At 28.4% G+C, this 10,180-nt stretch carries 11 protein-coding genes and 1 pseudogene; 5 read left to right on the top strand and 7 right to left on the bottom strand.

The genetic code is table 11. The annotated features are described in order from the left end of the window. Positions 1–248: pseudogene (locus tag AC5M21_RS15255) on the top strand (PD-(D/E)XK nuclease family transposase); the annotation flags it as partial. A gap of 301 nt (positions 249–549) precedes the next feature. Here the strand turns inward: AC5M21_RS15255 and AC5M21_RS15250 are convergent. From AC5M21_RS15250 to AC5M21_RS15235, 4 genes are all read right to left on the bottom strand, one after another. Continuing rightward, positions 550–1,914, bottom strand: coding sequence for a beta propeller repeat protein (locus tag AC5M21_RS15250; RefSeq protein WP_017143932.1), 1,365 nt, complete (start codon positions 1,912–1,914; stop codon positions 550–552). Positions 1,915–2,477: 563 nt separating this feature from the next. Next, the gene (locus tag AC5M21_RS15245) at positions 2,478–2,930 is read right to left on the bottom strand and encodes a dUTP diphosphatase (protein WP_008787345.1); all 453 of its coding nucleotides are present in this window, start codon (positions 2,928–2,930) and stop codon (positions 2,478–2,480) included. Positions 2,931–2,981: 51 nt separating this feature from the next. Beyond that, entirely contained in the window at positions 2,982–3,548 is a 567-nt protein-coding gene (locus tag AC5M21_RS15240) for a manganese efflux pump MntP (protein ID WP_008787346.1), read from the bottom strand. Positions 3,549–3,722: 174 nt separating this feature from the next. Then, entirely contained in the window at positions 3,723–4,319 is a 597-nt protein-coding gene (locus AC5M21_RS15235) for a YigZ family protein (RefSeq protein ID WP_008787347.1), read from the bottom strand. A gap of 108 nt (positions 4,320–4,427) precedes the next feature. Between AC5M21_RS15235 and AC5M21_RS15230 the strand changes: the two genes are divergently transcribed. Further along, positions 4,428–5,291 carry a DegV family protein gene (locus AC5M21_RS15230; protein ID WP_017143931.1) on the top strand — a complete coding sequence of 288 codons (864 nt, stop codon included), beginning with the start codon at positions 4,428–4,430 and terminating at the stop codon, positions 5,289–5,291. Between the two features lie 15 nt (positions 5,292–5,306). Next, entirely contained in the window at positions 5,307–5,582 is a 276-nt protein-coding gene (locus AC5M21_RS15225; RefSeq protein ID WP_008787349.1) for a hypothetical protein, read from the top strand. 155 nt (positions 5,583–5,737) lie between these two features. On the opposite strand, the gene AC5M21_RS15220 is transcribed toward AC5M21_RS15225, so the two are convergent. The 3 genes from AC5M21_RS15220 to AC5M21_RS15210 form a co-directional block, all read right to left on the bottom strand. Continuing rightward, entirely contained in the window at positions 5,738–6,343 is a 606-nt protein-coding gene (locus AC5M21_RS15220; protein ID WP_008787350.1) for an HD domain-containing protein, read from the bottom strand. 17 nt (positions 6,344–6,360) lie between these two features. Continuing rightward, positions 6,361–7,176 carry a Cof-type HAD-IIB family hydrolase gene (locus AC5M21_RS15215; protein ID WP_017143930.1) on the bottom strand — a complete coding sequence of 272 codons (816 nt, stop codon included), beginning with the start codon at positions 7,174–7,176 and terminating at the stop codon, positions 6,361–6,363. A gap of 90 nt (positions 7,177–7,266) precedes the next feature. Next, a complete protein-coding gene (locus AC5M21_RS15210; RefSeq protein WP_008787352.1) occupies positions 7,267–8,172 on the bottom strand; it encodes an AraC family transcriptional regulator in 906 nt (301 codons plus the stop codon). 433 nt (positions 8,173–8,605) lie between these two features. Here AC5M21_RS15210 and AC5M21_RS15205 point away from each other — a divergent pair, with 433 nt between their 5' ends. Next, entirely contained in the window at positions 8,606–9,211 is a 606-nt protein-coding gene (locus AC5M21_RS15205; RefSeq protein ID WP_008787353.1) for a hypothetical protein, read from the top strand. Positions 9,212–9,224: 13 nt separating this feature from the next. Beyond that, positions 9,225–10,180 (top strand): helix-turn-helix transcriptional regulator (locus tag AC5M21_RS15200; protein ID WP_493531523.1); only part of this gene is annotated, 956 nt, incomplete at its 3' end.

The raw sequence follows: 10,180 nt of genomic DNA, 5'->3' as shown, positions 1-10,180 counted from the left end.
ATTTTAAAGAGACAGAAGGAGGGAGAAAAGAGATGTGTGAAATCTGGGAAGAGATCAAAAGAAAGGGTAAGCAAGAGGGTATTCAAGAGGGTATTATTGAAGGCGAGGCAAGAGGAGAAATGAAAGGAATGGTAAAATCAATACAAAAGTTAATGAGTAAAAAAGGATATACATTGGAAGAAGCGTTTAACTTTTTTGATATACCAGAAGAAGAACGCTCAGTATATATACAAAGAATCATTTCATAGTTATTGTTCAAAGAGGATTAATCATTTGAATAAATTTATTTTGTCCTTTTATGTTTAATTTATTTATTACGATATAAATATAGAAACATGAAGAGAATATAATGATTTCAATTTAAAATACTATTATTTTTTATAACAGAATATAATGCTTTATAATGTAGACTACTTATCTATCGTGTTTATAGAATAGATGAAAATAATTATATGTCAATATTGCTTGACTATACAATAAAATATCCTCTTAGATACAAAGAGAGCAGAACTATTAGACTAACTATAGTTTTGCTCTCTTTTCCAATAATTATTGTTTTGTCCATGTTTGTCCTAAATCTTTAGAACGATAAATAATGTAATCTGTATCACTATCACTTTGTGAACCTTTTGATACTTTCATAATATAGTGACCATTGTCTTCATAAGGAATTTGTAGATAATCATAATCTCCAGTATTCTTTAATTTAATTTGTTTAAATGTTAAACCACCATCTTGAGTTCTATAGACTTCACAATGATCATTACTGGCATTTGTTATACTTATAAAACCAAGTTTTTGATTAAAGAAATGAATACCATTAGCAACACCAATATTATCTAAAAATGGATTTTTATTAATAACTGTTGTTCCATTTTCATCTATTTTCTTCAAACTATAGAAACGACTACCTGCTGCAGCATCACTTACATATAATTCGTATGTTATATTCATGATCTTACTCGAAAGTGAACCCGAATCTTGAGGTACTTCTGATAGAGGTGGTGTATTCTGTTGAGGAGATGTTTCTGGAATTTTTTCTATATCATTGACGTAAATGTAACGGTAAGGATTGGTTGTTCCACTCATGATAGGTTCAATTGAAATCGTATAACCAATGATTTGACGTGTTTGTAATGGTGTAATCATGTGTCCAGTTTTATCAATATAACGGATTCCAGTATTGTTGTATCCCCAATCTCTTTGTCCAAAATAAAGTATATGATAGAGTTCTTGATTTTTAATAAAACTTTCTTTATAAGGAATAACCTTTAAAGCATCTAATAGAGGTTGAAAATCATATTTATCATCAAAGTCCATATCTAAATAATTATTTAAATGAACAACAACTTTATTTTCATTATTTTTTTGATAAGAGACAAGATATGTATTTTTATTATTGTCATATATCATAAAGTGAAAAGATTGAATAATACCATCATTATTATATTTTAATTCAAAAGAATCATTTAAATAAATTTTATTTGAAATATCAAATTCTTTAATGAGATCATCCATAAATATAAGAAAACCGCCATCAAATAAATTATCATTTGTTATAGTTAATTGCTTTTTATTAAAGAAATCATTAAGATAAAATCCTAATTCACCTTCATAGCGAGTCGCCATATGAAAAATCTTATATCCACTCCATGATGTTACAACAAGCATAACAACAATAGCAATTTTAAGGTAATATTTATAAGAGATAGTCATTATCTCTTTTTTCTGGTAAGCAAAAATAATACTTATGATAAACCATATAAAGAGTGCAAAACCACAAACAGTTAAGATTATTATTTCACCTGAAAAGAATCCTCTACCATATTTACAAAGTTGATATAGGATATAAACAAATATCATATATATAAATATAAAAAAGGGATTGAGTAAATTTTTAATAAATATTTTCATGTCTGTCACATCCTTGGACTTATTTTAACATATCTTAAATATAAAACATATAAAATAACACTTAAAAATCAATTGATTAAAATAAAAATATATGATAAATGAATCATAAAATGTCTAGTTTTTACACTTTCATAAAAGTGATTAGTGCGATTAAATATCCCTGCTAAAATGTAAAGTGCTATTCAAGCAATTAATCAATTTTATGTGAATTTAAGTGGAGGTATTGCTAGACCTGTGACTGAACTCTATAGTGTTGATCTCAATTTAACATTTCAGGAATTTAATAATTATAAAAATAGTCTTAATCGAAAGTCAAGAATCAAATAATTTGAAAGAATATGTGGATTGTAAACAATATATTTTTAATAAAATGAGTATAAGGCTTACATCTTTTGGTTTAATATTATCAAAGTTGAAAACGGAAATAAAGAGAGGCTAGGGCACAGGCTGTGTGGTGCTGTTGTCGTTACAACTACATTGAGATGAAACCTTATAAATACTGAATATACAAGATATCATGTTCTACATAGGATGTGTTATAGAAAAAATCCTCATAAAGAGGATTAATCGTTTTGATAATTATCAAGTATTTCATCTATTTGAATTCCTAGAGCAAATCCTAATGTGAAATAATCGTCAATTGTATTTTGATAATCTTCACTAGAATAATGACTTTGAACTTTTAAGATAGAATGGTAAATCTTAAAAAATAAAGAATAAATATCAGTAGCTATAGGTAACTCATTATAATTTTTTATACTATCTATTCTCAATTCATAACCTATCGACATCAACATTGTTAAACCGCTTAGATAGTCCTCTAACAATTGTTGATGAATAATAGGTTCTTCTTTTTCCCAAAATAAATAACATCTTGAATCTTGAGAAACCTCTGCTAAATCATGTAAGAAGGATAAAATCTTTTGGTTTAATCTTTGTACATTTAAAATTTCGTTTTTTGTTGTTTGAAGTTCACGATTTATATAGACTTCATACAATTTTGCAACATCATGCATAATATTCACCTCTATCTATAATTATACCCACGAATATGAATTCAATTTGAATTAAAGAATCAATAATCCTAAATGTTCCAATAAAATTTTAAGACCCATTAAGATAAGAATAACACCACCAGTGATTTCAGCTTTAGATTTATATTTAGAACCAAATACATGACCAATCTTGACTCCAGTCATAGATATAATTAACGTTGTCACAGCAATAACTATGACTGCATAAACAATATTGACATTTAAAAATGCAAATGTCACTCCAATAGCTAAAGCATCTATTGAGGTTGCAACTGCTAAAGGCAACATAGCCTTGAATGAAAAATCAGGAACACAGTTTTCCTCTTCCTCACTAAAAGCTTCTTTTATCATATTAATACCTATTAAACCTAATAAAATAAATGCTATCCAGTGATCAATATTTTCAATCTTATTTTTAAATTGGACTCCTAAAATATAACCAATTAATGGCATGAGACCTTGGAAAGCACCAAAATATCCACCACAAATCAAAGCATGTTTCCATTCTAATTTTCTTGTTGATAATCCTTTACAAACACTCACTGCAAATGCATCCATTGCTAGTCCTACGCCAATAATGACGATCTCAATAAATCCCATAAGTTGCCCTCCTCGCATACATAAAAAAAGACATGGCTGTGGTATCCACAGACAAGTCTCATCATTTAAAATCGTGCCAGATAAATAGTTATCGATGTGTTGACATGATTACACATTATATGTGCTAACTACTCCCTCATCATGCAAGAATTATAACAAGTATGCAGTATTTTGTCAATTTTCTTTTTCTATGTAATCACTACCGATTTTTTCATAGGAAAATTGATTACTTGTTATTTCTTGGATTTGGTCTAAAAAAGATGTATTCCTTAAATAACAAAGGTATGAGACTTGTTCATTATATTCTTGAGATAGGCATTTTATGTTTTGTTGTTTTAATAAATGTTCAAACTTACGTGTATGTGAGTAATCAATAAATATTTTATACAAATCAACCAACTCTTTTTCAACAATCTCAGCATGTTTTAAAGCTTCAGCAACACTTTGAGTATAAGCTCTAGTTAATCCACCAGCACCTAGTTTAATACCTCCAAAATATCTTGTAACAATCGCAATAATATTTGTAAGGTTTTGCATTTTTAAAACATTAAGCATAGGCATTCCCGCTGTTTGGGAAGGTTCACCATCATCATTTGCACGTTCATGAGAGCCAATGATATAAGCTACACAATTATGTGTTGCTTCTAAATCACTATATTGTGCTATAAGACTTTTTGCTTGCTCAATATCACTACATGGAATTAAGTGACAGACAAATTCCGACTTTTTGATGACAATTGTATGAGTTGTTACTTCTTTTACAGAAATCATTTCGTTCACCTTCTTTTTCTTTATTATATATGAATTCATTTGATTGTCAAAAATGAATTAATGTTTTATAATAAGGCTAAGTTAAAAGTAAAGAAATGGGGGATAATAGTGAGTAAGATAGCTATTTTATCGGATAGTGGTTGTCAAATTGAATTAGGTCAGTATGAAAACCAAGGAATTTTTATTGTACCATTATGTATTACAATGGAAAATGAAACATATTTGGATCAAAAAGATATTTCTAGTATTGAGGTTTTTGAAACAATGGATAGAGAAAATATTATGGTGATGACTTCTCAGCCACCAACAGGTGAGATGGTTAAGATCCTTCAAAAAATTAAAGATGCAGGTTATGATGAAGTTATTGGATTACCAATAGCTACTGGTCTTTCTTCAACATTGAATGGAATGAAAGTTGCTGCAGATATGGTTGAAATACCTATTACCTTAATTGATACTAAAGGAACTGCAGGAAATCATAAGTATTTGACTTTCACAGCAGCAAAATTAGTACAAGAAGGAAAAAATGCCCAAGAAATACAAAAGATTATGGAGAGCATGGTTGAAGATTCAGGAACAATTATTGTTGCACCAAATCTTGATCATTTAAAAAAAGGTGGAAGAATAACACCAGCAGTTGCTATGTTAGCAGGAATGTTAAAGATAGTTCCAGTTATGGAATTAAATTATGATTTAGGTGGTAAAATTGATACTCTAGCAAAAGTGAGGACTTTATCAAAAGCCAAAGCAACTGTTGTCAATCGCATGATTGATTTAGGTGTTACTGCAAAGCAATATAAAGTGACAATAGAACATGTTCTATGTGAAGAGTCTGCATTAGAAGTGAAACAAATGATTTTAGATAAAATTGGTGATATTGAATTAGAAGTTAGAGAACTTCCTGCAGTTGTTGGTGCTCATATGGGTGTAGGCGGAATAGGTGTTCAATATATCAAAAAATACGTAGGATAATAAGGAGGTCTTATTATGGCTTTGTTTGATGATTTAACAAAAAAAGCTGCTAAATTTACTGAAGAGGCAATTGATAAAACACAAGAATTTGCAGGAACTGCAAAGATTAAATTAAAGATTAAAAATCTTGAATCTGATCGTGATGATGTTTATAGGGAACTTGGTAAATATTATTTTCAACTTTTAGAAGATCAAAATTCTATTGATGCTGAAGTTTCTGAAATGAGAAGTCGGATATATAATTTTGATGCTGAAATCAATGAATTAAAAAAAGAAATTGATGAAGAATAGAATATAATTTTAAGAGAACTCGGTTCTCTTTTTATTTGGTTTATTATTTATCATTATTTGTTAAATACATATAGTGTAATTAAAAAATGAAGTAAGTATATTTTAGGTGAAAACTAAAATATACTTATTTCATCAGATTCCAAAGTCAATGCTACTTACTTGAAAATACATGATTCTATATTTGGGAGAAGGGTATATATGGATGTACCTATCATTTCTTCAAAATATGCTTTATAATTATATGTTTGATTCCAACGCTCTACTGTAAAAGGATAAATACCATAACGACGAGTTGTGTCGATAAATCTTTTTTCAAGGATGCAAAAACCCTGTTTGTCAGCTAAAGCATCACAAAGTATAATCAGTTTATCATAATCATCATAATCTATGTTTTCTAAATAATGTTTCATAAATTGATACTGTTCTTCGGTAATATCTTTTTTTGCGATATCAGCTTCAATATCTTTTATGGGAAATGAATGAGTGAGACATACTTTTGCAACTTCTTTCCAGCCTTTTGACATAGCATAATCATATCCATCAATTGTATGTTTTAATGCAGATATACCATTTCTACGACCTATATCATGCAAGAGTCCATATATGTAAGCTTTATCTGCATTTAGCATTCCACATGCCTCAGCAATATATTTTGCTGCTAAGCCTACATTATATGAATGAGCAACCCAGGGACCAGGATTGAGGATACTTGCCATTTCAATTTCTCGCTTCGCTACAGCTATATCAATATTATCAATCATCTGTCTTTTGAACCTCCTTATATTAATTTATGTCGAATACAATAATGATAGATACCTTCTTCTGCAACATGACCACATGTATCATCTGCTATTGCTTTTAAGTCGTCTGAAGCATTTTCCATCGCAACACCTAAACCAACTGATTGAAGCATTTCAATATCATTATTCCCATCTCCGAATGCAAGTGCTTCTGATTTATCTAAATGATAATACTCAAGAATTTTGTTGATTCCAACCCCTTTGCCACCATTTGCTGGAATAATATCGACAGCTCTATCCCACCAGGCAGTTATTTTTGCATGGGACACATTCTTCATTAATTCTGAATAATCTTTTTTGCAGCATCCTACTAATACTTGATAAATTTCTTGATTATTGAGGACATATTCAAAATCATCAGCAATATTGACTTCAAGATTTGCAAAAGAGTGATATTGCACTAAATCATTATCTTTTCCGTTTGAAATTAATCTTTCTTTTGTAGCAATTGATACTGGTCTATTGATAGATGATGCATTTTTTATAATCTGTTTTACATCTGTGGTTAAAATTGGATTGCTAAAGATAGATTCTCTTTTATTAAAACAATATGAACCATTAAATGTGAGAAAAGCATCAAATTCTATTTCATCAAAGTGTGGTAAACCCAAAGGACTTCTTCCAGTCGCAATACAAAGAATAATCTTTTTTTGTTTTAAGCGTATTAAAGTTTTAAGTGTGTTTTCAGATATGCATTTTCTATTCATATCGATGAGAGTACCATCAATATCAAAAAAAATGATTTTTATATTATCCATGTTTATAAGTGATTTTTCTGACTTGATTTTATTCATTCTCAAATTCTCCTTTTTTTGATAACTTCACAATATTGATTGTCATTATTATAATAAAAATTTCCTTTCTATAACATCATATTTCTGCCATTAAAAGTTATATTTCTGCCATTTATAACGATACTGCAAGGGAGTACATCCAAATTCTTTTTTGAATAAATCTGAAAAGTGGCTGCTAGTCCCTAAGCCACATTCATAGCCAATCATAGTCACTGGTTTAGAAGTATTCATGAGCATTGCACATGCTCTTTGTAACCGATAGCTATTTAGATACTCCAATGGACTCATATGAATACATTCTTTAAACACACGAAAGCATACCCTTTCGCTTACAAAGGCAGAACTAGCAATATTTATTGTTTTTATTTTTTCATGATAATGTTCATGAATATATATCATCATTAATCTCATTTTATCACTGTTATTATCTATCTGTATATTTCTTATAGGTTTGGATATTTCAAATAAATGATACCATATTTCTGAAAGGCTATTTCGTAATTTTAATTCATATGCAAAATCACTTTCATGGATATCGAAAGATTTTGAAATCAGATTTAATAGATCTTTATGATTATCATTATCTGGATATAAAGGTATTATTTTAATCTGTTTAAAGTTTATAAGTGGGTTGACATATTCTGTTTCAATTTTACCACCTTTTTTATCACTAATAACAGAACTATCAAATAAATGCAAGAATTGAATAGTAGCATTTTTATTATCAATGACTTTGGTCATATGAAGTGCATTACTATTGATAAATCCTCCTGAACCCTTTGGAAATATATATTCACCATCAGATGTATAATATATAAGAGAACCACTCTCAACTATAAAAACTTCTACTTCTTTATGCCAATGCCAAGGGACACAACGATTTGGAAATTTATCTAATTCTGCACATGAACTCATATAAGGGAAAGAATCTGTTATACTTGAAAATAATTCTTCTTTAGTACCACAATGAAATTCGATTTTTTGAATATTCTTCATATTATTTTCACCAACTTTATGTCTATTCTATCATATATAAATCAAAACGTAATGAACTTAAATCATAATTATAGATAATATTTAAGCGATGTAGTTTCAAGAGTAAATAATGATGATCTAAAAAAGAGCATAGGGGGATAAAGTATATCAATATTATGAGAATAACTCGTTACTTTGTCAAAAGATATAGAAATAGTGATAGAGAAGAGTACAATAAATCAGTTGTATGAACAGCAATATTTTCTATTTCAAAAACTGATAATATTAAGAAATCATTGTGTCAAAATAAGAAAGAATAAAGAGAAGTTTAAGACTATAATTTTTATGGTTTTAACTTTTTTTATTTTAAAACCTAAAAAACGGTGTTAATATAGGTATATATAACTCATTAAGTTCGTATACTTAGTATAATGAAAGCGAAGGAGATGGGATTATGAGAAAAGACTATAAAACTGTAAATGATATTCAATTGGGAGAAAAGAAAGATTATTTATTAAAGATAAGTAGACGTAAAGAATTAAAAGAATTAATTTTTGATTGTTTAACAAACAAACAATTTGAATTATTATTGAGTGATGAAAAAATAAATAAATTATTTTATATTGATGCATTAAAAGCACTATATAAAGCAACAGATTATGATTCATTAGAATATCATTTAATTATGATGAATTCATTGTTTAAATATCAAAGTTATATTGATTTAAAGAAACAATTGCTTGAAAAAATATGTAAAAAAGCTATAACAATTAATGAATATTGTGTTTTAAGACAATTGATAGATTATCAGGCAATATCATTTGAAGATTTAATTTCTAAGCTCCATAACTACTATGAAGTAGAATATGAAGAATGTGCAAGAATCTGCTTATTAGAAGATCATTATCATTTAGCATATCTTTATTTAAAGAAATTAGAAGATTGTCAAGATGAATACTTATTAGATTTGTTATGTAGTTTTAGTTTTTATGATTACGCATCACTTATGAGACATTATGCAAAAAACAAAAGAGGTTATCAATTGGCACCAACGCATTAGGAGGGAATAGTATATGGGAAAGAGAATGTATTATGTTTTCAAAATCATTCAAGAAGCTCAAGGAAAATCTATTACAGGTAAAGAAATACTGAAGTGTTTAGAAAAATATGATATATATGTGGATATTAAAACGGTTTATTCATGTATTAGAAATATTAATGATTTCTTTCAAGACTGGCTAGGACATAATATGATAGCGAGTCAACGGAAAAGTGGCTTCATGATTGAACATGAATTCTTTACTGATGGAGAATTACAATTTCTATTAGATAGTATTGCCTTTCATCAGGACTTACAATTTGAGGATAAAAACATATTAAGAGATCGTTTATTATTATTGTCATCTGTTCATCAGCAAAGCCGTCTCATAGACTTTAAACCAATTCAAAAAGAACTTTCTTTTTCTTTGTTTTTAAATCTTTCAACAATAATGAAAGCCATTGAAAACAAAACCATTCTCTCATTCCAATATATAAACTATGAAGTCAAATATAATCATTTAGTAGAAATACCATCCCAAAATGGAAACCATAAAACAGACTATATTATTTCACCATATCAGATTGTTTCTACAAATAATCATTATTATTTAATTGGTTATAATGAAAAATATAAAGATCAATTAACAACATATCGTATTGACCGTATGCGTACTATTAGAACGATTCGCCAACCATTTGTAGAAATCAGAGAGCAATTTGATATGCGAGATGAAATTGAAAAAACAACAAATATGTACATAGCAAGTCCTCGTGATACATTACAGATAGAATGCAATAAAAAGCTACTCAGAGAAGTTACATCACGTTTCGGTGAAAATTTAAAAGCGAAAAAACTTTATCAAGATCATTATTTAATTACTGTTGAAAATATTCCTATCTCAGATGGATTGATTGGTTGGATTATGATGATGCAAGATCAGCTCAAAGTCTTAAAGCCAGAATCATTACAAAAAGAAATTAAAAATAG

The sequence above is a fragment of the Coprobacillus sp. genome (assembly GCF_984815275.1).
Note: the sequence above shows the minus strand (reverse complement) of the source record. Positions and strands in the feature narration are given on the sequence as shown.

What these genes read in the sequence shown, in the direction of transcription:
- AC5M21_RS15250 (WP_017143932.1), bottom strand. Translation starts at nt 1,914, where the DNA reads ATGAAAATATTTATTAAAAATTTACTCAATCCCTTTTTTATATTTATA.
- AC5M21_RS15245 (WP_008787345.1), bottom strand. Translation starts at nt 2,930, where the DNA reads ATGCATGATGTTGCAAAATTGTATGAAGTCTATATAAATCGTGAACTT.
- AC5M21_RS15210 (WP_008787352.1), bottom strand. Translation starts at nt 8,172, where the DNA reads ATGAAGAATATTCAAAAAATCGAATTTCATTGTGGTACTAAAGAAGAA.
- AC5M21_RS15215 (WP_017143930.1), bottom strand. Translation starts at nt 7,176, where the DNA reads ATGAATAAAATCAAGTCAGAAAAATCACTTATAAACATGGATAATATA.
- AC5M21_RS15205 (WP_008787353.1), top strand. Translation starts at nt 8,606, where the DNA reads ATGAGAAAAGACTATAAAACTGTAAATGATATTCAATTGGGAGAAAAG.
- AC5M21_RS15220 (WP_008787350.1), bottom strand. Translation starts at nt 6,343, where the DNA reads ATGATTGATAATATTGATATAGCTGTAGCGAAGCGAGAAATTGAAATG.
- AC5M21_RS15235 (WP_008787347.1), bottom strand. Translation starts at nt 4,319, where the DNA reads ATGATTTCTGTAAAAGAAGTAACAACTCATACAATTGTCATCAAAAAG.
- AC5M21_RS15240 (WP_008787346.1), bottom strand. Translation starts at nt 3,548, where the DNA reads ATGGGATTTATTGAGATCGTCATTATTGGCGTAGGACTAGCAATGGAT.
- AC5M21_RS15225 (WP_008787349.1), top strand. Translation starts at nt 5,307, where the DNA reads ATGGCTTTGTTTGATGATTTAACAAAAAAAGCTGCTAAATTTACTGAA.